Source organism: Pseudomonas sp. TAA207 (assembly GCF_001529285.1).
Classification (GTDB): domain Bacteria; phylum Pseudomonadota; class Gammaproteobacteria; order Pseudomonadales; family Pseudomonadaceae; genus Aquipseudomonas; species Aquipseudomonas weihenstephanensis.
Window position 1 is genome coordinate 1 of the sequence record NZ_LLWJ01000051.1, and the last position, 25,528, is coordinate 25,528.

Below are 25,528 nucleotides of genomic sequence, written 5' to 3' on the forward strand. Positions count from 1 at the left end.
ACAAAGCCAAATGCGCTGGGACCTGTTCGACCGTCTGGTGCGCTTTGAAGACAACACCCTCAGCGTCGACTACGCCTACGACCCGCTGGGACGGCGACACCCTGGCCTGGGAAAGCAGCCCGGCCCAGGCCGATGGCGCGGCGGGTAAAACAGTCCACTACCTCTACGAACCCGGCACCTTCGTCCCCGTGGCTCAGGCGATGCGGCATCAACCGATCCGCCTGTTGGCGCAGCCTAACTACGAAAGCGCCTACGATATAGATCAAGACCCGCTGTGGACGCACACGCCCCAAGCGCTACCGATTGACGTGTTGACCTGGTACCAGTGCGACCACTTGGGTACGCCGCAAGAACTGACCGACCCCAACGGCCAACTCGCCTGGAGTGCGCAGTACAAAGCCTGGGGTGAGATAAAAGAACAACGTTCGAAATGGGCGCAGCGTGAAGGGCTGAAAATCCGATCAGATTTCAGGGCCAGTACCACGATCACGAAACGGGGCTGCACTACAACCGCTATCGGTACTATGATCCACGGGTCGGGCGGTTTATCAGCAAAGACCCGATCAGCTATGCCGGTGGGTTGAATCTTTATGCGTATGCGCCGAATCCGGTGGAATGGGTTGATCAGCTGGGGCTAGCATCAAGCGCCGCAAATGCAACTCATATCACCTATCAAGGTATCGACTCAAAGACAGGGAAGCCTTATATAGGCTATGCAAGTATGCAAGGAAATAAAACAGGCGCTGAGGTTTTAAAATATCGTTATGGCGGCGATTATTCACGTTTTGCAGGTGGTGCACCAGAAGTCTTATATACGGGACATGGCCAACCTGGAAAAGATACTGCCCGCGGGTTAGAGCAACGCCGTTTTGAGCAATTAGGCAGGCTTGAGGGAACTGCAAACAAACAAAATCCAGTAGGTGCTGGCAATGCACGAAATAAAGAGTATATGTCAGCAGCAGATAGCTATTTAGAAAAAGAGAACTTAAGTGGACCCAAGTCGGGACTACCATTCAATTGCAAACTAAAAAAGTGAGACTGGCACAATGAAAAAAAGAATAACTTGGAAAGCTGGCGCATTTATTGTGATCGAGCTTGAGAGTGGCCTATTTACAGTAGCTCAAATGATTGCAAGTGCGATCATGCGGTTTTATGATATAAAGTCAGACAAGGATGAGTGGGAAGATGTAAGCTGGCCTGAAGTAAAGCCACTCTTCCAAGTATTCGTAGGAACTGTAGTTCAAAGAGATTTAGGTATCAGGAAAATCGCTATTGAATCTATAGCTTCCCTCCATGATAATATCAATCCTTACTGGATAAAGCCCTACACTTCAATGGATGCTCTACATTACAATGCCACTTCTAATAGCTTTCCATTCCTTGGAGGAAAGCTTATAGACCTAGGCATAGGTAATGATAGAGAAACTACAACAGCCCCAGTATTAAAGCATGATTTGTCTGTATCCAAAGACAGAGAAACTATTGAGCTCTATGAGTTAACGAATATGTGGGGCAGTCATGACTTGAATGACAGATTGGTTAGGTATTTTAATACCGGAATTAACAGAGATGATCTTAAGTTCGAGGTATTTCCGGGGGTTTGGGTAGATCGCGAGAAACTTCGCCCTTTAACCCGCAGGCTGCCAGAGCCCCTCAGATAAAGCTGAATCTACGCCGACAGAGAGAGATGACATTCTCTGATACTACTCCGCAAACACAGCGATTAACCGATTGCCGGTATTGGTCATAAAGTCACCTGTACTGGGGCGAGGCGGAGTTACGTAAGGCAGCGCGACTACTCCAAGGAAGGGATTACAGATGCCCCCGCGGACATGAAAACAGCGTGTCGTTCCGCACTGATTGCCAGTGGCCCTAAAGGCGCAGTCAAGCGTTGAACCGCTACACCGTTCTTTAAAAACTGAGACTGCGCTGGGACTTGTTCGACCGTCTGGTGCGCTTTGAAGACAACACCCTCAGCGTCGACTACGCCTACGACCCGCTGGGGCGGCGCATCCATAAAAATACTCCAACGCCCACCACAATCATCGCCCGGAAGCCGGCTCACACTGGAACCAAAACGAACGAGCGCGTAAACAACGCGAACTGGGTTGCGGCTTCACCCTCTTCGGTTGGGACGGCGACACCCTGGCCTGGGAAAGCAGCCCGGCCCAGGGCGATGGCGCGGCGGGCAAAACAGTCCACTACCCTAAAAAGGGAAGATATCACGGTCCTAAACCTTTATATGAAAACCCAGGGCATCATGATCCGTCTTCGGGGAACTTTAGAGGTGGAGGGTCAAAAACATCAGTTCTTCCTAAAGATGCAGAGTCGCTGTACAAAAAAGCAATCCCGGACGCAGAAGGTAAGCACTGGTATGCGATGGATGAAAATGGAGTTACTCACCGTTTTGGGAACAGTAATGACGGAAACGTTCATTAGAATGGCGACACATCGCAGAACCGTGGTATCCCAGTACCTCCTGAAGTCGATAAAAGGTTCGTATCCATGAAAAAGGATTACTTGTGTGGGAGGTATAAGAAATGAAATATCCCATCATTGAAATTGGGCTTAATCTCTCAACTGTCGGCGATTACTTGTTCTCACAGTGCAGATTTGTTTTTCAGTCTGTGAATGTTGGCGATTATGAACAAATAGTTCTTGCAAAAAACCTTCTGTTCTCACTTGAGGACTTAGAAGCGCGCCTTGATAATGTCTATGCCGAAGAGTGCTTTGCTGAAGAAATTAACGATAGATTGGACCTCGTAATAAAATATGATATTCGCAACTGCTGCCTTCCTCTTGGTATTGAATCTTTCGATGGCTATAAAGCCGCCTTTTTCAAACTGTTAGGCGAGCACCACATTGCAATAAGACCATGGGGGAGCAGTCTATTTATTGAGAAGCTAGATCCTTTGCAGTATCGAGACACAATAAATAACAACATATCTTGTCTAAGAGAGCGCATAACTGCAAATAAAGGGGGCGGGAGGCTGCAAGAGAGTGACAGCCATCAGGGCCGGTGAGATACAGACTCGCACGGACTATGCCATTATCTAGAAAGCAGGATGGCAAGTTGAAACTTATAAAGCCTGGGGTGAAATAAAAGAACAGTGCTCAGAATGGGCGCAGCGTCAAGGCCTGAAAAACCCGATCCGCTTCCAGGGTCAGTACCACGATCATGAAACGGGGCTGCATTACAATCGCTATCGGTACTATGATCCACGGGCTGGGCGGTTTATCAGTAAAGACCCGATCAGCTATGCGGGTGGATTGAATCTGTATGCGTATGCGCCTAATCCTACGGGGTGGGTTGATCCGCTGGGACTGGCTCGTTGTAAGTGTGAAGTTGGAGCTGATACAAATCGACGCTCACCAGAACCTATTTATAAAACCACTAAAGACGCTAAAAAAGCGGCCGAATCCTTAGGGTTCAAAAAAGTTAACGAGACTGTTCATGGAGGTCAAGCAGTATTCAAAAGGGGGAATGATTTCATTACTCGAGATCTTGATGGACATAATGGAGGAGCCTGGAAAATGGCAAGCTCGGTGAAGGCGCTTGGAAGCCGCGAGTCAAGAAGCGGCACTTTTGACATCAACTTAAATCGTATTGGAAATTAAAATGAATAGCACCTCGAAGAATCCAGAATGGGTTACAAAAGGAAAAACAATTAAGCAGCTGATTAAGGAGTTGCAGTCATTTGAGGATCAAGACTTCATGGTGGAGATTTCCATCGATGGAGGGGATACACATAAACCCATTAGTCTTGTTAAAAAGTCCGGTGACGTTTGCTTGTTAGTAAATAGTGAAATATGACCGTGAATGAATGAGCCTGTGACAGCACAGGCTCAATTTTTCGTTACTTCTGAAGTATCGAACATCGTTTTTACCCTTGCTGTTTTTGGTTTTTATGTGTTCTTGGCCGCATGGAAAAAAACAATCTATGAGGAGAGCAATGGTGAGCAGCGCCCGCCTTTAAATAAGAGCGATTACTGAAGAGTAGCGCATGAGATTTTCTATATCGGGTGAGATAGATGCTGCCGCTGGTGATACTGAGCATATTACTAATGAATCAGCTCGTATATGGCAAGTCTGCTAATGCCGCCAGCGGGCTGGGTGTGGAAACCTTCGCCTTCGACCCGGCAAGCAACTTACTGAATGAGAAAACTCAGCAGGTACGTAGTCCGCTGGAACAAAACCCCAACCCGATCAGATTTCAGGGCCAGTACCACGATCATGAAACGGGGCTGCACTACAACCGCTATCGGTACTATGATCCACGGGTTGGGCGGTTTATCAGTAAAGATCCGATCAGCTATGCGGGTGGGTTGAATCTGTATGCGTATGCGCCCAATCCTACGGGGTGGGTTGATCCGCTGGGGTTAAGATGCGATAGCCCTTCTCAAAAGTTAAAGCGCAAACTATCTGCTTTGCAGGGCGCAGAAAAATCTGCTGAGCGTATACGTAAGCTGCCAGATGGTCGTATCAGGTATTACGATAAAGAAGCATTAGCCAGGACGTCTGGACCTACTAGAGGGAGGTCACATGTTACTGAATACAACCCGGCTACTGGCCAAGTGCGTACATGGGAGGAGACTTATGATCATTTCGGGAAGGTAAACCGTGTTCATCCAAAAATGGCTAATGGGACGTTATTAGAACTGCCACACTACCCTCCAACTAAAACAGATATCGATCAAGGACTCTCGAATTCGAACGGCCGAGCCATAAATAATTGTCAGTGTAGGTGCTAATCGTGAAAAGCAATGAAAGAGAGATTAAATTACTTGAGGAAATAGTCGCTCATATAGAGTCTGTACCTTATAATCCCCCGCTGTGCGCCAAATATATATATGCCAAGCATTTAGATGAATGCGTGTATGAGTTTGAGGATGAGCGGCTCAATGAAATTTTCGATGTACTAGGTGGTATGAGTGCAGGCGAGGAGTTTTTTTATTCTAAAGAGGAAGTGTTGACAATGTTGAATGATCATCTAGATACTTTAAATGTAAACGCTTGTAAATGAGGTCTGTGGGTGGGTGAATGGTCTTAACAATGATTTTTTAGTATGTAAATTTAGCTGCCTAAGGTACAAAGCATTCATGATGCTGGATGCTATAGAACGATCCATCGACATGATGGAAAATTTTAAATACCTGAAAATGAAAGAGTAACTTTAAAAGACGCCGCAACCCAAGCCAGAGCTAAGCTTTAACGTCACTAGAACAATATTTTATGAAAAACATCATCTGCCTAGGCGACGTCACTACTCACGGAGGCTCTGCGCTCGAAGCTGTTTCCAATACTGTCCTCAATGGAATCCCATCGCATGGATCGGCCACATGGTCAGTTGCCCATTGTGCAAGGGGATTCTCCCCATTGCCGAGGGCACAGCTACTTACTCCGTTGAAGGAATTGGCGTTGCACTCGATGGAATGAAAGCAGCGCGTGGTGCCGCACTGATTGCCAGCGGCTCTAAAGGTGCAGCCAACCGTTGAACTGCAAAACCGTTCTTTAAAAGCTGAGCCGGTATGGATTGATATTCACTGTTGGCACAACGGTCAACAAAGCCAAATTCACTGGGACCTGTTCGAGCGTCTGGTGCGCTTTTAAGAGAGCACACTCAGCGTCAACTACGCCTACGGCGCCGCTGGGGCGGCGCTCCAACGCCCACCACACACATCGCCCGCAAGCCGGCTCACACTGGAACCAAAACGAACGGGCGCGCAAACAGCGCGAACTGGGTTGCGGCTTCACTCTGTTCGGCGGGTACGGCGATACCCTGATACGAGATATTGATAGGCACAATGGGGCGCACCGAAAAGGGCAGGTTCTGTGAAAGAACTAGACAGCCGTGATTTAAGAAGTGGTACATATGTTGTCAATTTAAATCGAATTGGAAGTTGAGTTGAATGAAGTTTCGAAGTATCCAAAGTGGGTGGTTCAAAGAAAAACAATTAAACAGTTAATCAAGGCGCTTCAAACGTTTGAAAATCAGGATCTTGTTGTTGAGATATCTGTTGACGGGGGTGAGGTTCATAAGCCCATCAGCCTGATTAAAAAATCTGGCGGGGTGTGTTTGTTGGTCAATTGCGAGATGCAGACCTGAATTAAAGAGCCTGTGAGGGTGCAGGTTTGTCTTTTCATTTGTGGCGCCTGGCATGACGTCAGGCACCCCTGAGGCGCGCTTGGCCGTTGTTTAAAACGTTGCTTTTGCTTGCAGCCCCATCACCAGTGCGTTTTGAATCTGTTCGCCAGAGAAAGCACCGGGCTCGATGATGTATTGCAGATCCGGGCGTAATAACAGCCAGGGTGTAGCCTGATAGCCGTAGCTGATTTCCAGCAATTGTTCGCCCGAGTCGAGGTTGGGTACAAACTCACCGTGGGCTATTGCAGCACTTTCCAGAACCTCGCGGCTGCGCGGATTGGGCACTGCGCGACCATAGCCGATGGCAAGGGTGTCGTGCGGGCGCCCCGCGAATGGCTTGTTCAGCACCATCCCCACGCCATACCACTTGGTAAACGGTGATGCAGCACTGCTCGCTGCCGAATACTGTCCAAACACATGCACGCTACGACCTTTGGCAGTGGTTGAGTTCCACACCGCCTGGTCGACCAGCAAGTAGTGTCCACCCCGGCCGGCTACCTCTTTATCACTGCCAATGCGTTTGGCATCGGAGCTGTCGTAGTAATACCCCAGTTTGTATTCGCCAGGCAGTTCGCTTTGTTGTTTGTACACCAACTCGATTGGCACCACAGTGCCAGTGGTGTGCTTGGGCCCCAAGTGCCAGGCTCGACTGGAGTTGCCGTTGCTGGATGGGTCGACGTTGAAGGCCGCCACTCGCAGTTGCCAAGAGGGCGAGAGGTCGTATTTGATGCGAACGCCCAGATGCGCATTGGGGTAGTTGGACCAGCCACTGCCGCCTGACATGTTCAGTGGATGGCCGCAAAAACCTGCGTTCATGAAGTTGCACAGGATGCCGCTGTCCAGGCCGCCGATGTCATTGCCCATTGCCATGTAGCCAAGCTTGACGTTCAGGGCCGGGGTAAACAGGCTGCGCTCGTAACTCAGCTCAGTGAGACGGGTGTACAGCCCGCCGTAGTTTTCCTGGATGGGGAGGCGGTTTCCTACCAAGTCTTCGGATGCGCTGTTACCTCTTCGGTCATTGAGGGTGATTTGCACCTTGCCCGCGTTGTCCAGCCCATACAGTTTTGAGAGGTCAAACTGCACGCCCAACTTGATGTTTTGCGAGTAACGGGCCGAGCGGTGCAGTCCGCCGTGCAGGTTATAGGCGGTTTCACCGGTGTAATCGGCAGTGAACTTGAGCCCGTCATCTTCCAGTTGATGACGCAGGCCGCCCCAATTGCCGCTGAGGGTTTTGCGTGAGAACACATCCGTATCGTTATCAGCCACATCTGCAAACGCAGGTTGAGACATGGCGCAGGCAAGTCCGACCAGAAGACCTGGTATCAACGGAGCGCGGTGGGGAAGGGACAAGTATGAGTGCTTCATGTAAAACCTTCTAACACTTAAACAGAACGCGGCGCCCGAAGACGCCGCGTGGAGGGACTAACCGAGGCTTATGGCAATGCGTAGGCCATGACGTAGTCACCACGATCAGGTGACTGTCGGGCACCGCCAGCCGTGATGACGATGTACTGCTTGCCGGTTTTCGGCGAAACATAGGTCATCGGGCCGCCTTGGCTGCCGACGGGCAGGCGTGCTTTCCAGATTTCATCACCGTTGCCGCTGTTGAATGCCCGCAGGTAGAAGTCCTGTGTGCCCGCGATGAAAATCAGCCCGCCCTGAGTGGAGAGGGTGCCGCCCAGCGTGGGTAGACCCACAGGAATCGGCAAGTGCATGCGGATGCCCATCGGCCCCGTGTCTTCAACAGTGCCGACCGGCACTTGCCACGCGATCTTTTGCGTTTTCATGTCAATGGCGGTCAGGGTGCCAAAAGGCGGTGCCTGGCATGGAATACCCGCGACGGACAAGAAACGGTTTTTATTGACCGCATACGGCGTGCCTTTGAGCGGCACTGCGCCCATGCCGGTGTTGAGCGCTTCACCGCCGCTAGAAGCTTTGGCATCTTTTGCCTGTGGAACCATTTGGCTCCACAAACCCAGACGCATGTCGTTGATGAAAATGAAACCGTGAACCGGGTCTGTCGAGATACTGCCCCAGTTCATGCCGCCCAATGAGCCGGGAAAGCTCAGCGACACATCGGTGCCCGGCGCTGTGTACAAACCGTCGTAGCGCATTTTTTTGAAGTCGATGCGGCACAGCAATTGGTCAAACGGTGTAGCCCCCCACATGTCGGATTCAGTCAGGTGTTGTGCGCCGATTTGCGGCATCCCCACGGACAAAGGCTGGGTAGGGGAGTACGGCTCGTTCGGGATGTCGGCGGCCTTGACCGGGACCTCTTGGACATCGGTCAACGGCTGGCCGGTCTTGCGATCAAGGACGTAGATCTGGCCCGCTTTGGTGCCGATCACCACAGCAGGTACTGTGCTGCCGTCGGCTTTATCGAAATCAATCAGGCTGGGCTGCATAGGCAAGTCAAAATCCCAGAGGTCGTTATGCACCGTCTGGTAGACCCACTTCTCATCGCCTGTTGTCGCGTCCAGCGCCAGGATCGAAGCACCGTATTTGTGGTTCAGTGCTGTGCGTTCAACCCCATAGATATCCGTAGACGAGCTGCCCATTGGCAGAAACAGCGTGTTCATCTGTGGATCGTAGGACATCGGTGCCCAGCTGTTCGGCGTACTGCGCACATAGGTGCTGTCCGAAGCGGGTGCCTGCTTGTCTTCAGGGTTGCCCGGATCGAACGCCCAGCGCATGTTCCCGCTGATGACGTCAAAGCCGCGAATCACGCCACCCGGCATGTCGGTCTGAACGTTGTCAGCGACCCGACCGCCAACCACCACGGTCGTACCGGCCATCAGCGGCGCGGAAGACAATTGGTAATACGAGTCTGGCACGTTGCCAAGACCGGCTTTGAGATCCACCTGACCCTTGTTGCCAAAGCCTTGGCAGAACTCGCCGGTGTCGGCGTCAACGGCAATCAGGCGCGCATCAATGGTGTTGGTCAGCACGCGACGCTGGCAATTGGCCCCGGCCGGTACGGTGGCAGCCATAATCGGCGAGCTATTGGCTTGTGTCGGCTGGGCAATCGGTGCGGTGGCATCGAAGTAGGCCATGCCGCGGCAACGTTGCCACACCGCTGATTGAGCGTTGATCTGGTTTTTCCACAACTCTTTGCCCGTGTCGGCATCGAGTGCGATCAGGTTATTGTGGGGCGTGCAGATAAACACTTTGTTGCCCACTTGCAGTGGCGTCAGTTGGTCTTCTGCACCGTTACCGTCGCTGATGGCCACGTCACCGGTGTGGTAGGTCCACGCCACTTTTAGTTGATTAACGTTGTCACGGTTGATTTGGTCCAGCGCAGCGAAGCGGCTGCCACCTTCGGTATTACCGTAGTGGCTCCAGTCCTTCTGCTCGTGGCCAGGATCGACTGCGGTCAACCCTGGGCCATTGCCGGTCGGGGAAACACTTGGATGAGCGACGAACATATTGCCCGCAGCCACTACCAGCAATACAGCCAGTACCCCGGCGATTGCATAAGCGCGGTGACCGGGTGTGCGCCCGGCAGCGCGGATTAGCTGCGGATAGATCAGCAACACCACAAGGCCGATGGCACTGAACATGAACAGGCGCGAAAACAGGGGCCAGAAGTGCAGGCCTGCATCAGCCACCGCCCATACCAGGCTGGCCACAAGAAACACGCCATACAGCCAGGCGCCGACGGGTTTGCGCAAAGCAATCAGGCCGCCGGATACAAACATGGCGACACCGGCGCAGAGGAAATACCAGGAGCCGCCCAGCGACACCAGTTGGATGCCTCCGACTGCCAGTGCAATGCCGAGCAAGGCAATGACGATGCCCAACCCAATGGAAATAAATGTGGAAGCGCGCGCGCGCTTTTTTGCAGTCATGCGTGTGGGTCTCGCGTAGGAAGAGTCTTTGATTAGATGATTAGCTTGCTAAGTATAAAGTTGTTACAAATCGGGATGCCAGTAAAAAATACCAGCCTCTTTTGAACCCAGTGTGCGTAAGGACAAGCGGGCAAAGAATCAGATGATTCTTAAAGCATCAGCCGATGCTTTATTGCCCGTGCACAGACCACTCGCTGAACGCCGCGATGCTTTGCTCAATGGCCTGGATGAGGGTGGGGGCGTCTTGCCACAGCGAGTCGTCAACCGATTCAGAAAAAATCTCCAGCACACAATCACCGGCGTAACCGCTCGCTGCCAGTGCGCCCAGCAGTGCTTTAAAGGGGATTTCCCCGTCACCCAGCGCGCGACGATCATGCAATGAACGAGGTCTGCGCCAGTCAGCCAGCTGCACAATAAACAGCTTGTGCGCGCTGATGCTGGTTAGCAGTCCTGCATCCTGCCAACTGTTGTACAAGTCCAGGCAAAGGCCGAAGTGCGGGTGGTTGACCGCACTTGCCATCGCTTGCGCCTGACTGAAGGTGAAAAGCACCGAGTTACGGTTCATTAACGAGGGGCCCAGTGCTTCGAGCGCGATACGCATGCCCTGGCGCTCGGCATGCACGGCCAATGTTTGATAATGCTCAACGCAACCGTCCCACACCCGGGCTTCATTGCCGCTGCTGTCAGCACCGGTGTTGGTGATCAGGGGCAGCCCCGGCCAAAAGGGGCTGAAGCGCTCCACTGACATCATCAATTGCTCAAGCCGGAGCTGGGGGTTGCTCGGCTGGGGCGCCGAGGCAGACGGAAAAATGGTCAATGTACGTGGCTGTATTGAGGTAATGCGTACGCCACTTTCCTTGATCTGCTCCAGTTGTTCGCGCGCGCGTCCTGTATCGTCAGACAGTTTCTTTTCAGCAATTTCCAGCGCGCAACCCAATCTCAGGCAGAGCTGCAAGTCTTGTTCCAGAGTAAGCGGGGACGTAGTGATCTGACTGAGAGCCAAGGGCTGCATGATGACCTCTGTGGTTTGACGCGACTGCCAATTCAGAGCTTGCGCCTGATCTAAAAGTTCAGCATGCAGGCACTTTGATGCCGATGTGTGCTATTGCTTGCCCCACGGCATGGCGCCGTTTCAAGGAGTGAACATGCAGGTCAAACACCGCATTGCAATTGTGGGTTGTGCTTTTTTGCTTGCCGCATTGTCGGGCTGCGCCCACAACCCTCAATTTAAGGGCCAATCGGTCACCGACCCTGTGTTGCGCAAGGATGTGATGAAAAGCGTCGAGTTGCTGTTCTCGGCCATGACTCAATGTGGCTCGATTGACACTGTTACTACGACTATTGCCGCCATCAGTCAGCAATCATCAGGGGCTATCGACCGGGCCACTGAAACCTGGGACGTCACAGGTTGTGGCACGTCCACGTCTTATAAAGTCGAGCTGCGTTCGGATGCCAGAGGTGAAACGGACTACTCGGTTTCGCCCCGGCTGTGACGCCTCGCAGGGCTAAAGGCGCTTATTTGACCTGTGGCAAGGGCATTTAAGCCAAAGACTGCTTTACTGGACCGCATGACTTTTGAGCTGCCCGTCATCCTGCAAGCGATGACGGACACGACAGACTTCTAATCGGATAAAGGAAAGCCACCATGAAAGCGCTCACTTATCAGGGGCCCGGTCAAAAAGCATGGGCCGACATCCCCAAACCCGTTATCGACAAGCCCACTGACGCCATTGTGCGCATTCTGCACACCACCATTTGCGGCACCGACCTGCACATCCTCAAAGGTGACGTGCCTGCGGTCACGCCGGGCCGGGTACTGGGTCACGAAGGGGTCGGGATAGTAGAAGCCGTGGGGCCAGCCATCCGTAATTTCAAACCCGGCGACCACGTACTGATTTCCTGTGTAACTTCCTGCGGCAGTTGTCCAAACTGCCGGCGCCAGATGTATTCCCATTGCGCTGACGGCGGCTGGATTCTCGGCCACATGATTGACGGTACGCAGGCCGAATATGTACGCATCCCCCATGCAGATAACAGCTTGTACCCTGTCCCTGAGGGGGCCGATGAGCAAGCGCTGGTGATGCTGAGTGACATCTTGCCGACCGGCTTTGAAATTGGGGTGCTCGCTGGCAAGGTCAAGCCAGGAGACAGCGTGGTGATTGTCGGTGCAGGGCCAGTGGGCATGGCCGCGCTATTAACCGCGCAGTTTTATTCCCCGGGCCAGTTGATCATGGTCGACGGCGACAGCAATCGGCTTGAAGTGGCTACACGTTTCGGTGCGACTCACGTCATCGACATCAAGACCGAAAACGCGGTTGAACGCATTTTTGAATTGACCGGCGGTGTGGGCGTGGACGTTGCGATCGAAGCCGTCGGTATTCCTGCATCGTTTGATACCTGCCAGTCGGTGATTGCGCCCGGGGGCAATATTGCTAACGTCGGCGTGCATGGTAAAAGTGTGGAACTGCACCTTGAGAAGTTGTGGATTCAAAACATTAATATTTCCACCGGGCTGGTTAATACAAATACCACCCCGATGTTGATGAAGACCGTACAGTCCGGGAAAGTCGATGCGGGCAAATTGATTACTCACCGTTTTGCGCTGGGCGATATTCTTCAAGCCTATGAAGTCTTTAGTAATGCCGCCCAGGAAAAAGCCATGAAAGTGATACTTACGCAACAGTAAGGGGATCTAGATAATCCCGTACCTGCCTGGGTAAAGGCGGGTTGGTCCTTGCGCAGACCCGGTGCCAGACAGTGTCAGGCACCGGGTGGCGTTAATGTGGTCGGTCGATTATTAAGCCTGCCGCGACGGCATTAAACATTCAGCCCTTATGGCGACGTAGGATGTTTGGTTTTATGAGTTATTGCGCTTTTCTTTTTGACAGTCGCCGCCTGCGCAACTATGTTTCTTGCGGCGCAAGTTACGTCATTGCCATCTTTGATAATAGGGAAATGTTCAGATGAAAAAGCACATTGTTTTAGTCGGCGCTGCCGGTTTGTTTGCACTCTCGACACTGGCTCAGGCCGCAGACGCCAAGCAGCCTGTTTCTGCATGGACCTGTGAGAGTTTTCTTGCCGTAGATGAGAGTTTTCGACCTACCGCAGTGGGTTTGGGCGAGGCGGTGAACAAGTCTGGCAAAGTTGAAGATGCGGTGCTGGACGTGGCGGGTGTAGAAAAAATCACGCCACTGGTGGTGACGGCCTGCGAGAAAGATAAAAAAGCCAGCTTCGTGCAAAAACTCAAAGAAGAGTGGGCCAAAGTCAAAAAAGACGTTTAAGGTTCCACGCCTGCACGTGTTGCGAGTGCAGGCATTTTTGCCCCCTTGCCCGCTGTCGCTCTGATTGATATTTCGTTGAATTTCTCTGTCTGCTGACGCTCTACATCCTTGCAGCCGTTTTTGGGCCGCTTGCGGCCGTAGTAGACTGCTCGCGTTGTGTCTTTATTTGTCAGGGGAATTTCATGCTAATCAGATCATTGGCCGAACTTGATCGCATTCGAGACGAGTGCAAATCCATGGTCACCCGGCGTTCTGCGGTCTCCGCAGGGGCCGCCGCCGTTCCGATCCCCGGACTGGACATCGGCACTGATGTGGCCTTGCTGGTTGAGATGTTGCCAGCCATTAACAGCAAATTCGGACTGACACCTCAACAGATCGAGCAGTTGGATACCCGCTCCAAGCGCTTGATCGTGGTGGCTGCCTCTGGCATTGGCAGCGAGATTATTGGCAAGTTCGTCAGCCGTACCCTGGTGATGTCCTTGTTGCGCAAGATGGGGGTCAAGGTCGCGACCAAATCCATTACCCGTTTCATTCCCTTGGTAGGGCAGGCCGTGGCCGCCACCATCAGTTTTGGGGTGATGAAGATGGTCGGCAACGATCACGTCGAAGATTGCTACCAAGTCTGTCGCCAGGCACTGCTCGACGAAGCCAAACAATCGACGGTGATTGAAATTGGCCCCGAAGACTACGCACACGTTGAATCACCAACTCATCCGTAAACCCAGCGAACCACTGATAGCCTCTTGATTGCGACTGTCGATGTTGGTGCTGTAGTCGGTGCTGGCATACACGCTGATGCTGGGGTTGAGGTGAGCGACAATGCCTGCGCCCATGTCCATAGTGCTGGCACTGTGATCGGTTTTAAGCGCTTGTTGCCCATCGAAACGGGTGGCGTCCCGCCCCCCGAAACTGCGCCATACGTTAGCGCGCACGTAAGGTTCTACAGGTACATCGGCTACGGTATAGGCGCCTTTGAGGCGTGCCCCGGCGCGACCTTTTAAATAATCCTGAGTGTCAAAACCAACGCGAGAGATGCCGTCACTGGCCGTGTCCATTGAGACGCGCTGGCCTATGAGTTGCAGTTGAGGCTCAATGTGCCAGTGCGTCGACAGCGCGACGGGATAGCCCGCTTCTGCGGACACGCTGGCGGCATGCCCGTCCAGGTCCAGCTTGACGCCGCGTTCTGACCGGCTGCGACCGTCATAACGCGTGCCCATCGCAACAATATCCAGGTAAGCCGATTGCGGGCTGATCAGGGTCCAGTAAGCGCCCAGGCTATCGCCATCGAGGCGTACATCGCCGGCCTTGTTGTCTTCGAAACCCCCATTAAATCCGCGCACATCGCCGTTCAGGCGTGCATGGCTGATGAATAATCCGACGCGCTGCCGATAACCATTGGCGTGTGTAAAACCGTAGATATCGTGGCCCACCTGATAACCATTGATCGAGCCATCGAAGCTGGGTGCCACCGTACCTGACCAGCTTTGACGCACCGAGCTGCCAAAAGCCCGTACCCATCCGCCCGGCAGCGCGCCGGTTTCGGTCAACAAACTCTGTTCACCCTGGCGTTCGTGAAAGGTGCCTAGTGTGGTCTGGGCCAGTAGTGCCGCAACCGGAGGCACGACGGCATACAGCGGCACTTCCTGGCGATACAGCACAATGCTTTGCCCTGGGGCAGCGACGGGCAGAGCAGGCGTACCGACCGCCGCTATCGGAGGCGGTTGCACGGGAATTACCGGCGCGGGTTCTCCCGGTACAGGCGTGACCGCTGGCGGGGTGGCAACCGTTGAGCGCAAGAACCAGCTGTTTTCACTGCCCGCCGTAACGCCACCTTTAAACAAGTAGTACTGGTAGGCGCCTGCCGAGAGTGGTTGGCCGAGGGTGAAGGCCCCCGCGTTACTGGTGGCGCCTTGATTGGCTTCAACCACTTGGATCCCGTTCTGCGTCGTAAGGGCACCGGTCCCGCCGACGTTGGTGACATTGATAGCGGTCAGTCCACTGATTTGGCCGCTCGATACAACCAACCGGTCCGATGCCGCATTGTCGGCGGCCAAAACACTGTTTAGATTCAGACGCGCGCCATCGCCCTGGTAATCCCCCACGATGGTCAACCGATCAGCTGTCGAAGCGCCGCTGGCGGTGAGGTCAATCAGCCCAGCATTATTCACGCTGACTTTTTGCCCGTTTATTAAAGGCGAAATGACGCCTTGGCCCGCATTGATACGGCTGCTGGCATCAATGTTGAGGACGCCTGTACCGCTCACGCTGTCGCCGACAACCAGCGTGTCGTTAAGTGTCAGGCGAGTGTCTTTACCCAAGTTGATGTTTTCCCAATTGATATAGCGCGCACCGGTTTCAAGGCGGCTGTTTTCAAAGGTCAACGTGTCAGTGCCTGGCCCACCATCGACGCGCGGGGTGGATGACACAGTGCTCTCAGTCAAGTTGGCCAGCAATGCGTTATCGTTGCCGTCGCCCATCAGCACGGCGCCTTTGATCGTGCCGCCATCGCGCCAGGTGAAGGTGTCATTGCCGAAGCTCATGAGGATTTGGCCGCCCACCGAGCCGCCGCTGATCGTGACGTTATCATCGCCCCCGCTGACGCTGATATTGCCGCCGATGCTGCCAGACGAAACGATGATTGAATCTTTGCCAAACCCGGTCACCAGGTTGCCCAGGATTCGCCCTCCAGACATGTCGAAAATGTTGTTGTCGAGTTTCATGTCGACCCGGCCAATGCTGCCGCCGGTCATTTTCGCCACGTCACCGTCTTCAAAAGCTCCCACGATAGTGCCGCCGGTCAGCAGGAAAGTGTCGCGACCGTCGCCTTGGGCCAGCGACTGAATTTGCCCACCGGTCATTACAAAGTCATCAATGCCGTTGCCTTGGCTTACCGCCCCGCTGATCAGGCCGCCATGAACGGTGATGCGGTCTGCGCCCGCGCCGAACGTAACGGGGCCGGTGATGCTGGCTGTGCTGCTGGCCGGCAGAGTCAGGCTGTTGTCGCCTTGTAAATCCACCAACGAGGGGGCGCTGCCGCTGTCGCAGACAAAGCTGTCGTTGCCCGCTGTGGGCGTGAAACTGCACGCGGCCTGGGCATTGTTCAAGGCGAGGCTCAGCACGGATAACGCAAACAGTGGATAGGTAATCATGTGGGTCATGGTGATCATCCTGATCTGATGCCTTGGTCGATGGCCATTTATGGCGAGCGAGTTAGTTAAAGGGTCAAATTAGGATCGGTTATAAACACAACGAAATGCTCACGTAAGCTGTAAGAAGTGACAGCTTGTTCATGTAGGACACTAGATGTTTACTGGTGAGCTTAGTTACATCGCGTCACATATAGGTAGGTGCGCATTGGCTGTGCACGTTTTAAAACGAACCTGTCGGCTCAAACGTAATCCAACTCTCACGGGCAACTCACTCAAGGAGAGCGTGATGAAGTGCATCAAGTACGGTCTTTTAGTGGTGTGTGCAAATATCGCCATGACAGCCCACGCGTTTGCGCCGGTTGAACCCGACACTCAGGTGCTGGCTCAGAACAGCCTGACCACGGACAGCGCGCCCACCGACAACACCATCAGGCGAATCAACCCCAACAGCCGCCAAGGCACCACATCGAGTGTGCCGCCGGTTCGAGGGCCTTCGACGTTGCCTATACAGCCGACCCCTTCGCTCGAAAATGGCCAGATCCGCAATGGTTACTCACGGCCCACGACACCGCCACCCACACTCAAACCCACCGCGCCGTCGTTGCAACCACGCGATAAACGCTAAATCAAACAAGGAATGACTGATGTTAAGAAAAACCTTGCTGGCAACCCTCTGTGCCACCTCATTGATGAGCACGATGGTGTTGGCTAACCCGCAGACCTTCGACTCTGAATTGGGCACGGTCAGTGCCGAAACGGTGGTGCAGGGCCTCAATCATCCTTGGGCCTTGGCTTTTTTACCGAATAAGCAAGGCATGCTCATAACAGAGCGTGAGGGCAACCTGCGGGTGCTCAGCCCCGAGGGCAAATTGTCGGCGCCGGTTTCAGGCGTGCCTCAGGTGTGGGGCAAGGGGCAGGGCGGTTTACTGGATGTGGTGTTGTCGCCGAATTTCCAAAAGGATCGGCTGGTGTATTTGTCCTATGCCGAGGGCGGTGGCGAGGACGGCAAAGCGGGCACTGCGGTCGGGCGGGGACGCTTGTCCGATAACCTGACCAAACTCAGTAACTTTGAAGTGATCTTTCGTCAGCAACCCAAGCTGTCGACGGGCAACCACTTTGGCTCGCGGTTAGTGTTTGATCGTGATGGCTATTTGTTCATTACCTTGGGTGAGAACAACCAACGCCCAACGGCGCAAGACCTCGACAAACTACAGGGCAAAGTGGTCCGTATCTTTGCTGACGGGCGAGTGCCGGATGACAATCCATTTGTCGGGCAAAAGAATGTGCAGCCCGAAATCTGGTCGTTTGGGCACCGTAACCCGCAAGGCGCCGCCTTGAATCCGTGGACGGGAACGCTGTGGACCCATGAACACGGGCCGCAAGGCGGTGACGAGATCAACCTGATTGAGCGCGGCAAGAACTATGGCTGGCCGCAGGCAACCCACGGCATCGATTATTCCTCAAAACCGATTCCCGAAGCCCAGGGGCAAACGGTCGAGGGAACGGTCGTACCGCATCATGTGTGGGAGAAATCGCCAGGCATCAGTGGCATGGCATTTTATGATGCCGAGCGTTTCAAGCCGTGGCAGCACACGCTGTTTATTGGCGCGCTGGCCGATAAAGACGTGATCCGATTACAGCTCGATGGCGACAAGGTGGTGCATGAAGAACGCCTCTTAGGCGAATTGAAATCACGTATTCGCGATGTGCGCCAAGGGCCGGACGGTTACCTCTATGTGCTGACCGATGAAGACAACGGCGCCTTGTACAAAGTAGGGCTGCAGTAGGTATCAAGCGTGTCGATGGACCTGCGCCATAAGGCGCAGGTCGATTACAACGTTACTCAACGACAGCTTGTTTGACTTGCTTGGAGGCGGACCAAATGCGGTAGCGCACTTCAATGTCCTTGGGCACGTACACCACGATCGGCAGCTTGCTGTTGTAGCGCAGCATGAAACCATCGCCAACGACCGGGACGAATTCAGCATGGGTTTTGCCTTCAGGGCAAGCCATCATCGTACTGGCAGGGCCGCTGACTTTGTTCAGGCGGTACATCGGATAGCCCCAACCCTTGAGGGTTTTCTCTTCGAGCTTGCCACCCAACCGCTGTTTGTTGCAGTCGACTTGCAGGGTCTTGCCCGCAATGATCTGGACTTTGTAGTCGTCTTCGTTTTTCTGCGTCGGCAGGTGAATGACTTGTCGGCTGAACCCGGCTTCGGCTTTAGGGTAAGGCGCCACGTCTTCCAGTTTGGCGGCGTTGGCAACGCCGCACAGCGTGCTCAACGAAAACAAAAGTGCCGCGCTGATGACCAGTGGTTTCATGTTGTGTCCTCAATTCAAAGCTTAAAATGTGCGCCCATTTGGATCATCGAAACGCAACTAAGTGCCATAGTTGTGCCATGTGGCAGCACATGTTGCAAATGCATGCTGCTCAAAACACACGAACTAGAGCATTGAATCAATAAAATTGAGCTCAGTTTGGTGCTGAAGGGATAGATCGCTTCTCGCCAGTGTCGAAGTGCCAGTAAACTGCGTTTTTTCCTCCGAATCATTTATTTCCCGAGGTTTTGCATGACACTCAGTCCTCTTGCGGGCAAACCGGCTCCAGCAAACCTGCTGGTCGATATTCCGCGACTGGTGACCGCTTATTACACCGGTCAACCCGATGCAGCGATGGCTACTCAGCGTGTCGCGTTCGGTACGTCCGGGCACCGCGGTAGCTCGTTTGATTTGAGCTTTAATGAGTGGCATGTGTTGGCCATCAGCCAGGCCATTTGCCTTTACCGCCAATCCAAGGGTATCAACGGCCCGTTGTTTGTCGGGATCGACACACACGCGTTGTCGACCCCTGCCGGGGCCAGCGCCCTGGAAGTGTTTGCCGCCAATGGTGTTGAAACCATGATCGCTGCAAATGACGAATACACGCCAACTCCTGCCATTTCCCACGCCATCATTTGCTATAACCGGGGCCGTACACGTGGGCTGGCTGATGGGGTGGTCATTACGCCTTCGCACAACCCGCCGGAAAGCGGCGGCTTCAAGTACAACCCGCCCAACGGCGGCCCTGCTGATACCGATGTGACCAAGTGGATTGAGGCTAAAGCCAACGAACTGCTGGCGGCTAAATTGTCGGGCGTCAAGCGCATCAGTTACCAACAGGCGCTCAACGCCAGTACCACGCACCGCCACGATTACCTGAATACCTACGTTGCTGACCTGAAAAATGTCATCGACATGGACATCTTGCGCGGTGCGAACTTGCGTTTGGGTGTGGATCCGCTGGGCGGGGCGGGCGTGCGTTACTGGTCGGCCATCGGTGAGCATTACGGCCTGAACCTGGAGGTGGTCAACACCGCAGTCGACCCAACTTTCCGCTTTATGTGTGTTGACTGGGATGGCCGTATCCGTATGGACCCGTCCTCCAGCTACGCCATGCAAGGCTTGATTGGGCTCAAAGAACGTTTCGACGTGGCCTTCGCGTGTGACCCGGACCACGACCGTCATGGCATTGTGACGCCATCGGGCGGGCTGCTGGCGCCGAATAACTACTTGGCGGTGTCAATTGACTACCTGTTCCAGAACCGTGCGCAATGGCGAGCAGACGCAGCCGTCGGTAAAACCGTGGTCAGCAGTGGTTTGATTGACCGCGTCGCCGCGCGCCTGGGGCGCCGCCTGTATGAAGTACCGGTCGGTTTCAAGTGGTTTGCCGACGGTTTGTTTGAAGGTTCGCTGGGCTTCGGTGGGGAAGAAAGCGCCGGGGCCACGTTTTTGCGCCTAGACGGCACGGTATGGTCGACGGACAAGGACGGTTTGATTCCTTCATTGCTGGCTGCTGAAATGACCGCCCGAACAGGGCGCGACCCTTCACAGCTGTATCAGCAAATGACGCAAGACTTGGGTCAGCCGTATTCCACCCGCGTAGATGCCAAGGCCACACCGCAGCAAAAAGCCTTGCTTGGCAAGTTGTCGCCGCAGCAGGTCAAATCCACCACCTTGGCCGGTGAAGCCATCACGCAAATCCTCAGCCACGCGCCCGGCAACAACCAGGCGATTGGCGGGCTTAAAGTGATGACCGAAAACGGCTGGTTCGCTGCGCGGCCGTCAGGCACCGAAGACATCTACAAAATTTATGCCGAGAGCTTTGTCGGAGATGCGCACCTGAGCCGTTTGGTCGAAGAGGCTCAAGTGCTGGTAGACGCGGCCATCGCGTAAAACCGCCAGTGCAAAAAAAACCTGACCCCGGTAACGGGGTCAGGTTTTTTTATTTCAGCGTCAAGGGTTTCAGGCCTTGGTGTTGAGTTGCACCACTTGCAGCATTTGCTCGTTGCAGTTTCGTGCGTCTTTGAGCATCGCTTCAAACGGCGCGCTGATGATGTCGTCGTGGCTCAGCCAACTGTGCTTTTGGGTGACGGTGTACAGGTAACGGTACTCACCTTTACTGCGTTTACCGCTCAGTTCGACATCAAACCATGGCGAGTTCACCGTACACGTGTTGATCTCTTTGCCCACTTTGGCGCCAGACAGCGTGATGTCATAGGTCAGCTTTTCTGGATCGCCCAGGTACAAGTCGGCCAACTGCCCGTTGCGCCGGTAGTTCATCAAACCGTCCCAACGTTCACCCATGAAGGCTGGTTTGTACACGTGTTGCCCTGACAGGTTTTCAAGGGGACGCAGGTTGGTCAGGGTGGCGTTGATCCGGTAGTGATCAGGCACCACGAAACCGGTTTTTTCACGGGTAATGTTGCAGTCCGTGACTTCTTTGCCAAAGTTGTTGCACAGATCCAGGTTGGTACCGGATACGCCCGAGGTGGTGTCGAAATAGCTGAGTTGCATCAGCGTCATCTGGCTCATGTCGACGGTTGCCGTGGTGCGTGCCTGCCCCTCGCGATTGAAGTGCTCGAACTTTTTCAAGTTCATGCTCAACGCGGGTTTTTCTTCGGGGATATGGTCTTCACGCACCTTGCCCTGCGCATCGATAACCAGCGCCCAGCGGTCCTGAATGTCGGGCATGCTGCGGCCCGGCAAAAACACAGGGTTGGTCGGGTCGAGCCACCAGACCTGGCCGTTGACTTGCGCCCTGACGATGGCATGGTTAGGTGCGTTGGTGCCTGGCAGCATCAGGCTGAGCGTGTTGGTGCCACGGCTGACCCAGGTGGTTTCAGCCTTTACGCCGCTGGCATTGAGCATGGCGGTCAGCAATACAGCCAGATCCTTGCAGTCGCCGTAGCCACGGTCCTCGATCTCGCTCAGGGTAAAGGGCACATAACCACGGTCAGTGGCACGCCAGTCGCCCATGTAGCGATAGTGATCGTGCAGGTATTGCATCAGGCCAGCCACTTGTTGCTCTGCGGGCAAACCCTTAAGCCCCGAGACCGCTTTGGCTGCACTGGCAGGCAGGCGGGCGGCGAGGATTTCGTTGTAACGCTTGGCGAACTGACCGAAATAGTCTTGCAACTGGGTTGAACTGCCCAATTCGACCCGGGGTACGTGGCGAATATAGGCGTTGCCGGATTCATTGATGTAATTCACGAAACGCGGTTTTTTCTGCTCAATGACCAACGTTTTGTTATCGGCAGATGGGGTGAAGGTGAAGTCCTCCATTAACTCACTGCGCCACACAATCGGCTGTTCGGCACTGAAGGTGCTTTTGAAACGGTCGGAGCGCACAGCGTTTGGACCGAACATCATGACGTAATGGAAGTTGTCCATCAGCGGTTTGGCGGCAGTATGTTCACGCAGGGTGTAGGTGATTTGAGTGCCTATGCGCAAGTTTGGAAAGGCAATCGAGGTCTGCTTGGAGCGTAAAAAACCCTGATCCGGGTTAGGCGCCATGCGCGTGTCGATTTGCGATTCGGCCAACGCAATGGGCTTGCCGCCGGGCTGGGTCGATTGTGCGTTGATGACCTCCAGTTGGTCGGTTTCGGCAAAACTGAAGTCGATACGCGACAACATCTCTCGACCATTATTGGTGAGGAGGGTGTAGCGATAGGAGGTGGTGCAATCGGTACTGGTGTCTTTATTGAAGTGGCAGGCCTTGTCGATTTCGCCGGCCAGGTCAGCTTCGGACTCTGGTTGAAATGCCGCAAAAGTCGGCAGACAGACAAACCCCAATGTTGCGCAAATCAAAGATTTGCTAAAAGTAAAGCGGTGCATGAGCGCCTCAGGTTATTCCCTTAAAACAGCACCCAGCGACGTTTTATTTGAGGTTGATTTGAAGTAGAAGGGTGCCGTGCGAACGGCAGATGATAATCGCTCTCAACAATAATTACTATATTGTCAGACAATTAATATCGCTGAAAGGCCCGGTCTAGAGCCTTCGCTCTAATTTAAAGGCTGATTTTGGCGTTTAACTGGGGTTGATTCGTTGAGTATTTAATTGCGCGGACCTCAACTATTGCGGGCATGGCTTGGGTGAACCATTTTGAGATATGAAGCCAGAGGCGCGTCGGGAATGCGCGCTCTGGCTGAGTGGCGGTTAGATATCGAGGCAGATTTTGCCGAAGTGCTGATTGGTTTCCTGATATTTGAACGCTTGCACGATCTCGCTCAGCGGGAAGTGACGATCAATCACAGGGCGCATGCCGTTGGCATTGATGGCACGAATCATGTCTTGTTGCTGGCTACGGCTGCCCACCAATACGCCTTGCAGACGCACTTGTTTGATCAAGGCGGGCACAAAGTTCATCGCGCCGCTGACGCCGCTCAAAATACCGATGATGGAAATGTGCCCGGCCACCCGGATCGCGATCATTGACTGCTCAAGGGTCGCAGGACCGCCCACTTCAATAATGTGATCCACGCCACGACCACCCGTGAGGGCGCGCGCCGTTTCACCCCATTGGGTGTCTTTGCGGTAGTTGATGACGTGGTCGGCGCCCAGCGCTTTGAGGCGTTCCAGCTTTTCATCGCTCGAAGAGGTGGCGATCACGGTAGCGCCGGCCATTTTGGCGAATTGCAGGGCGAAAATTGAAACGCCGCCCGTGCCTTGTACCAGCACAGTGTCACCGGGCTTGAGCGAATCGTCGGCCATCAGTGCACGCCAGGCCGTCAGGCCAGCCGTGGTCAGGGTTGAAGCTTGGGCGTGGCTATAACCTGTTGGCGCGAGGGTGAAGGCGGTGGCTTTGGCAGTCACTTTCTCACGGGCGTAGCCGTCGATGCCGTCACCCGGCACGCTGACAAAGCCTTCAACCAGCGGGGTGCCATCAATCCAGTCGGGGAAGAAGGTGCTGACCACCGCATCGCCCACTTTGAATTCGCTGACGTCGGCGCCGACTGCGATGACTTCCCCCGCGCCGTCAGCCATAGGAATACGTTTTTCGCTCGGCCCCCACATGCCACTGACAACGGCAAAATCGTGGTAGTTGAGCGAGTTGGCGTGCAAGCGCACCGTGATTTCGTCACTTGCAGGCTCGCGCACGTCACTGCTGCCGACAACCACGTTGTCATAGCCGCCACCCGGTTGGACGAAGATGGTTTTATTGCTCATGGGGCTTCCTCATATTTTCTAATTACGCAAAATAACGAAATGAATGGTTAAAAATTACAACTCGATTTTCAGCCTAGCCGCAAAGTCATTAATCGCCTGCTCGTTGCGTCGGTAATAGGTCCACTTGCCAATGCGGGTGGTCAGAACAAAGCCGGCCCGTTGCAAAATGGCCAAGTGCGCTGAAGCGGTCGACGGCGACAAGCCCGCCTTGTGCTGCAAGTGGGTCACGCACACACCGATGGCAGGATCTCCATGATCTTGCGGCGGGAAATTAGTCTGCGGGTCTTTGAGCCACTCCATCATTTGCATGCGAGTGTCATTGCCCAGCGCTTTGAGCTGTTCGAGAATCATGGGTGCCGATACTACGCTTTTTAACGAAATGTTCAACCCTCCGCGCATTGCGCTGATGGACGCACAACACGCCAACCCTCACCGCTTGCGGTGGCTCAAAGGCGGGCAGGGTGTGCTGCGGCAATGGGCCGCATGCTTTGCATTTGCTGTTTCAATCCTGTATTTGTGGCGCCATTGAGCCTTGGCCAAGGCTCGCTTGTCTTATGAACCTGCCCTCAGGAACCATGATGCCTAACCAGTTCCCTTCTGTTCGCCCGCGCCGCCTGCGCCGTTCACAAACCCTTCGTGACATGTTTCAAGAAACCGAATTCAGCCTGAGCGATTTGGTGCTGCCGATCTTCGTCGAAGAAGAAATCGACGATTTTGTGCCCATCACCAGCATGCCGGGCGTGATGCGCATTCCTGAATCGAAACTGGCGGGCGAAATCGAGCGCTACGCCCGCGCAGGCCTCAAGTCGGTGATGTTGTTTGGCGTCTCCCATCATTTGGACGCTACTGGCAGCGATGCCATGCGCGAAGACGGTCTGGTGTCGCGCATGGTGCGCATCAGCAAAGACGCCGCGCCAGACATGGTGGTCATGAGTGACACCTGTTTTTGCGAGTACACCTCCCACGGTCATTGCGGCGTAATGCACGACCACGGCGTGGACAACGACGCAACGCTGATCAACCTGGGCAAACAAGCCGTGGCCGCTGCTGCTGCGGGCGCGGACTTCATCTCGCCCTCGGCGGCGATGGACGGACAGGTGCAGGCGATTCGCAGTGCGCTGGATGGCGCCGGTTTTCTCGACACCTCGATCATGGCGTACTCGACCAAATTCGCCTCGGCCCTCTATGGCCCGTTCCGCGAAGCCGGTGGCAGCGCACTCAAAGGTGACCGCAAGTCTTACCAGATGAACCCGATGAATCGCCGCGAAGCGATTCGCGAGTCGCTGCTGGACGAGCAGGAAGGCGCAGACGTGTTGATGGTCAAGCCCGCCGGCGCATACCTGGACATCATTCGCGACATCCGCGAAGCCTCACGCTTGCCTTTGGCTGCCTATCAGGTCAGCGGTGAGTACGCGATGATCAAGTTCGGCGCTCAGGCGGGGGCTATTGATGAAGCCCGTGTGGTGCGTGAAAGCTTGGGTTCGATCAAGCGCGCAGGCGCTGACATGATCCTCACCTACTTTGCTATGGACCTTGCCCTGCAAGGCATCTAAGCCCTCCTGGTGGCGGCGGTGCTCACACCGCCTGCCGCTCATTGCACCTTCCTTGACGTCCATCA

23 protein-coding genes and 5 pseudogenes are annotated in these 25,528 nt (G+C 54.3%); 20 read left to right on the plus strand and 8 right to left on the minus strand.

Annotated elements, in window-relative coordinates:
• From AP059_RS22645 to AP059_RS03145, 12 genes and pseudogenes are all read left to right on the plus strand, one after another.
• A pseudogene (locus tag AP059_RS22645) lies at positions 1–640 on the plus strand (RHS repeat-associated core domain-containing protein); the annotation flags it as partial.
• 406 nt (positions 641–1,046) lie between these two features.
• A complete protein-coding gene (locus AP059_RS03110) occupies positions 1,047–1,661 on the plus strand; it encodes a hypothetical protein (protein WP_059761838.1) in 615 nt (204 codons plus the stop codon).
• A 263-nt stretch (positions 1,662–1,924) separates the two neighbouring features.
• Positions 1,925–2,205: pseudogene (locus AP059_RS21890) on the plus strand (hypothetical protein); the annotation flags it as partial.
• 335 nt (positions 2,206–2,540) lie between these two features.
• On the plus strand, positions 2,541–3,023 hold the full coding sequence (locus AP059_RS03125) for a hypothetical protein (RefSeq protein WP_059761841.1): 483 nt from the start codon (positions 2,541–2,543) through the stop codon (positions 3,021–3,023).
• Between the two features lie 58 nt (positions 3,024–3,081).
• Positions 3,082–3,336 (plus strand): annotated as a pseudogene (locus tag AP059_RS22650) (RHS repeat-associated core domain-containing protein); the annotation flags it as partial.
• A gap of 45 nt (positions 3,337–3,381) precedes the next feature.
• Positions 3,382–3,618 carry a toxin C-terminal domain-containing protein gene (locus tag AP059_RS22655; protein ID WP_256209676.1) on the plus strand — a complete coding sequence of 79 codons (237 nt, stop codon included), beginning with the start codon at positions 3,382–3,384 and terminating at the stop codon, positions 3,616–3,618.
• A 1-nt stretch (position 3,619) separates the two neighbouring features.
• On the plus strand, positions 3,620–3,814 hold the full coding sequence (locus AP059_RS03130; protein WP_059761842.1) for a hypothetical protein: 195 nt from the start codon (positions 3,620–3,622) through the stop codon (positions 3,812–3,814).
• Positions 3,815–3,820: 6 nt separating this feature from the next.
• On the plus strand, positions 3,821–3,994 hold the full coding sequence (locus AP059_RS22410) for a hypothetical protein (protein WP_156425773.1): 174 nt from the start codon (positions 3,821–3,823) through the stop codon (positions 3,992–3,994).
• Between the two features lie 206 nt (positions 3,995–4,200).
• Positions 4,201–4,386 (plus strand): annotated as a pseudogene (locus AP059_RS22660) (RHS repeat-associated core domain-containing protein); the annotation flags it as partial.
• A 368-nt stretch (positions 4,387–4,754) separates the two neighbouring features.
• Positions 4,755–5,024 (plus strand): hypothetical protein, encoded by a 270-nt coding sequence (locus AP059_RS03140; RefSeq protein ID WP_218186550.1) that lies wholly within the window; start codon positions 4,755–4,757, stop codon positions 5,022–5,024.
• Between the two features lie 209 nt (positions 5,025–5,233).
• Positions 5,234–5,496: pseudogene (locus AP059_RS21900) on the plus strand (PAAR domain-containing protein).
• A gap of 410 nt (positions 5,497–5,906) precedes the next feature.
• Positions 5,907–6,107, plus strand: a complete 201-nt coding sequence (locus tag AP059_RS03145) for a hypothetical protein (protein ID WP_059761844.1) — start codon at positions 5,907–5,909, stop codon at positions 6,105–6,107.
• Between the two features lie 90 nt (positions 6,108–6,197).
• Here AP059_RS03145 and AP059_RS03150 read toward each other — a convergent pair whose 3' ends face one another.
• The 3 genes from AP059_RS03150 to AP059_RS03160 all read right to left on the minus strand — a co-directional run bounded on the left by AP059_RS03150 (position 6,198) and on the right by AP059_RS03160 (position 11,006).
• Positions 6,198–7,511, minus strand: a complete 1,314-nt coding sequence (locus tag AP059_RS03150; RefSeq protein WP_059761845.1) for a carbohydrate porin — start codon at positions 7,509–7,511, stop codon at positions 6,198–6,200.
• A 68-nt stretch (positions 7,512–7,579) separates the two neighbouring features.
• Entirely contained in the window at positions 7,580–9,994 is a 2,415-nt protein-coding gene (locus AP059_RS03155) for a glucose/quinate/shikimate family membrane-bound PQQ-dependent dehydrogenase (RefSeq protein WP_059761846.1), read from the minus strand.
• A 169-nt stretch (positions 9,995–10,163) separates the two neighbouring features.
• Positions 10,164–11,006, minus strand: a complete 843-nt coding sequence (locus AP059_RS03160) for a sugar phosphate isomerase/epimerase family protein (RefSeq protein ID WP_059761847.1) — start codon at positions 11,004–11,006, stop codon at positions 10,164–10,166.
• Positions 11,007–11,139: 133 nt separating this feature from the next.
• On the opposite strand from AP059_RS03160, the gene AP059_RS03165 reads away from it, so the two are divergent.
• From AP059_RS03165 to AP059_RS03180, 4 genes are all read left to right on the plus strand, one after another.
• Positions 11,140–11,487, plus strand: a complete 348-nt coding sequence (locus AP059_RS03165) for a hypothetical protein (RefSeq protein ID WP_059761848.1) — start codon at positions 11,140–11,142, stop codon at positions 11,485–11,487.
• Positions 11,488–11,639: 152 nt separating this feature from the next.
• Positions 11,640–12,680, plus strand: a complete 1,041-nt coding sequence (locus tag AP059_RS03170) for a zinc-dependent alcohol dehydrogenase family protein (protein WP_048364778.1) — start codon at positions 11,640–11,642, stop codon at positions 12,678–12,680.
• A gap of 277 nt (positions 12,681–12,957) precedes the next feature.
• Positions 12,958–13,275, plus strand: a complete 318-nt coding sequence (gene hdeA / locus AP059_RS03175) for an acid-activated periplasmic chaperone HdeA (protein ID WP_048364779.1) — start codon at positions 12,958–12,960, stop codon at positions 13,273–13,275.
• A gap of 182 nt (positions 13,276–13,457) precedes the next feature.
• Positions 13,458–13,994, plus strand: a complete 537-nt coding sequence (locus AP059_RS03180; protein ID WP_048364780.1) for a hypothetical protein — start codon at positions 13,458–13,460, stop codon at positions 13,992–13,994.
• Here AP059_RS03180 and AP059_RS03185 read toward each other — a convergent pair.
• Positions 13,977–16,424: an autotransporter family protein gene (locus tag AP059_RS03185; protein WP_441295887.1), complete on the minus strand. Its 2,448-nt coding sequence runs from the start codon at positions 16,422–16,424 to the stop codon at positions 13,977–13,979. The genes AP059_RS03180 and AP059_RS03185 overlap by 18 nt on opposite strands.
• Before the next feature lie 286 nt (positions 16,425–16,710).
• Between AP059_RS03185 and AP059_RS03190 the strand changes: the two genes are divergently transcribed.
• Complete coding sequence (locus AP059_RS03190) at positions 16,711–17,049, plus strand: hypothetical protein (protein WP_059761849.1); 339 nt, start codon at positions 16,711–16,713, stop codon at positions 17,047–17,049.
• A gap of 19 nt (positions 17,050–17,068) precedes the next feature.
• Entirely contained in the window at positions 17,069–18,211 is a 1,143-nt protein-coding gene (locus AP059_RS03195; protein WP_059761850.1) for a PQQ-dependent sugar dehydrogenase, read from the plus strand.
• A gap of 52 nt (positions 18,212–18,263) precedes the next feature.
• Here the strand turns inward: AP059_RS03195 and eco are convergent, their stop codons facing one another.
• A complete protein-coding gene (gene eco, locus AP059_RS03200) occupies positions 18,264–18,746 on the minus strand; it encodes a serine protease inhibitor ecotin (protein ID WP_048364783.1) in 483 nt (160 codons plus the stop codon).
• A 249-nt stretch (positions 18,747–18,995) separates the two neighbouring features.
• On the opposite strand from eco, the gene pgm reads away from it, so the two are divergent.
• Positions 18,996–20,636, plus strand: coding sequence for a phosphoglucomutase (alpha-D-glucose-1,6-bisphosphate-dependent) (pgm, locus tag AP059_RS03205; protein ID WP_059761851.1), 1,641 nt, complete (start codon positions 18,996–18,998; stop codon positions 20,634–20,636).
• Between the two features lie 69 nt (positions 20,637–20,705).
• On the opposite strand, the gene AP059_RS03210 is transcribed toward pgm, so the two are convergent.
• The 3 genes from AP059_RS03210 to AP059_RS03220 all read right to left on the minus strand — a co-directional run bounded on the left by AP059_RS03210 (position 20,706) and on the right by AP059_RS03220 (position 24,261).
• Positions 20,706–22,577: a DUF3857 domain-containing transglutaminase family protein gene (locus AP059_RS03210; protein WP_059761852.1), complete on the minus strand. Its 1,872-nt coding sequence runs from the start codon at positions 22,575–22,577 to the stop codon at positions 20,706–20,708.
• 322 nt (positions 22,578–22,899) lie between these two features.
• On the minus strand, positions 22,900–23,910 hold the full coding sequence (locus tag AP059_RS03215; RefSeq protein ID WP_059761853.1) for a zinc-dependent alcohol dehydrogenase family protein: 1,011 nt from the start codon (positions 23,908–23,910) through the stop codon (positions 22,900–22,902).
• A gap of 54 nt (positions 23,911–23,964) precedes the next feature.
• The gene (locus AP059_RS03220) at positions 23,965–24,261 is read right to left on the minus strand and encodes an ArsR/SmtB family transcription factor (RefSeq protein ID WP_059761854.1); all 297 of its coding nucleotides are present in this window, start codon (positions 24,259–24,261) and stop codon (positions 23,965–23,967) included.
• A gap of 227 nt (positions 24,262–24,488) precedes the next feature.
• Here AP059_RS03220 and hemB point away from each other — a divergent pair, with 227 nt between their 5' ends.
• The gene (hemB, locus tag AP059_RS03230; RefSeq protein WP_048364789.1) at positions 24,489–25,463 is read left to right on the plus strand and encodes a porphobilinogen synthase; all 975 of its coding nucleotides are present in this window, start codon (positions 24,489–24,491) and stop codon (positions 25,461–25,463) included.
• Positions 25,464–25,528: the final 65 nt, after the last annotated feature.

Excerpts from the sequence above, each read along its gene's own strand:
- AP059_RS03150 (WP_059761845.1), bottom strand. The coding sequence starts at position 7,511 with ATGAAGCACTCATACTTGTCCCTTCCCCACCGCGCTCCGTTGATACCA.
- AP059_RS03165 (WP_059761848.1), top strand. The coding sequence starts at position 11,140 with ATGCAGGTCAAACACCGCATTGCAATTGTGGGTTGTGCTTTTTTGCTT.
- AP059_RS03125 (WP_059761841.1), top strand. The coding sequence starts at position 2,541 with ATGAAATATCCCATCATTGAAATTGGGCTTAATCTCTCAACTGTCGGC.
- AP059_RS03190 (WP_059761849.1), top strand. The coding sequence starts at position 16,711 with ATGAAGTGCATCAAGTACGGTCTTTTAGTGGTGTGTGCAAATATCGCC.
- AP059_RS03110 (WP_059761838.1), top strand. The coding sequence starts at position 1,047 with ATGAAAAAAAGAATAACTTGGAAAGCTGGCGCATTTATTGTGATCGAG.
- hemB (WP_048364789.1), top strand. The coding sequence starts at position 24,489 with ATGCCTAACCAGTTCCCTTCTGTTCGCCCGCGCCGCCTGCGCCGTTCA.
- AP059_RS03195 (WP_059761850.1), top strand. The coding sequence starts at position 17,069 with ATGTTAAGAAAAACCTTGCTGGCAACCCTCTGTGCCACCTCATTGATG.
- AP059_RS03170 (WP_048364778.1), top strand. The coding sequence starts at position 11,640 with ATGAAAGCGCTCACTTATCAGGGGCCCGGTCAAAAAGCATGGGCCGAC.
- AP059_RS03220 (WP_059761854.1), bottom strand. The coding sequence starts at position 24,261 with ATGATTCTCGAACAGCTCAAAGCGCTGGGCAATGACACTCGCATGCAA.
- AP059_RS03215 (WP_059761853.1), bottom strand. The coding sequence starts at position 23,910 with ATGAGCAATAAAACCATCTTCGTCCAACCGGGTGGCGGCTATGACAAC.
- AP059_RS03130 (WP_059761842.1), top strand. The coding sequence starts at position 3,620 with ATGAATAGCACCTCGAAGAATCCAGAATGGGTTACAAAAGGAAAAACA.
- AP059_RS03185 (WP_441295887.1), bottom strand. The coding sequence starts at position 16,424 with ATGATTACCTATCCACTGTTTGCGTTATCCGTGCTGAGCCTCGCCTTG.
- AP059_RS22410 (WP_156425773.1), top strand. The coding sequence starts at position 3,821 with ATGAATGAGCCTGTGACAGCACAGGCTCAATTTTTCGTTACTTCTGAA.
- AP059_RS03155 (WP_059761846.1), bottom strand. The coding sequence starts at position 9,994 with ATGACTGCAAAAAAGCGCGCGCGCGCTTCCACATTTATTTCCATTGGG.
- AP059_RS03210 (WP_059761852.1), bottom strand. The coding sequence starts at position 22,577 with ATGCACCGCTTTACTTTTAGCAAATCTTTGATTTGCGCAACATTGGGG.
- AP059_RS03180 (WP_048364780.1), top strand. The coding sequence starts at position 13,458 with ATGCTAATCAGATCATTGGCCGAACTTGATCGCATTCGAGACGAGTGC.
- AP059_RS03160 (WP_059761847.1), bottom strand. The coding sequence starts at position 11,006 with ATGCAGCCCTTGGCTCTCAGTCAGATCACTACGTCCCCGCTTACTCTG.
- pgm (WP_059761851.1), top strand. The coding sequence starts at position 18,996 with ATGACACTCAGTCCTCTTGCGGGCAAACCGGCTCCAGCAAACCTGCTG.
- eco (WP_048364783.1), bottom strand. The coding sequence starts at position 18,746 with ATGAAACCACTGGTCATCAGCGCGGCACTTTTGTTTTCGTTGAGCACG.
- hdeA (WP_048364779.1), top strand. The coding sequence starts at position 12,958 with ATGAAAAAGCACATTGTTTTAGTCGGCGCTGCCGGTTTGTTTGCACTC.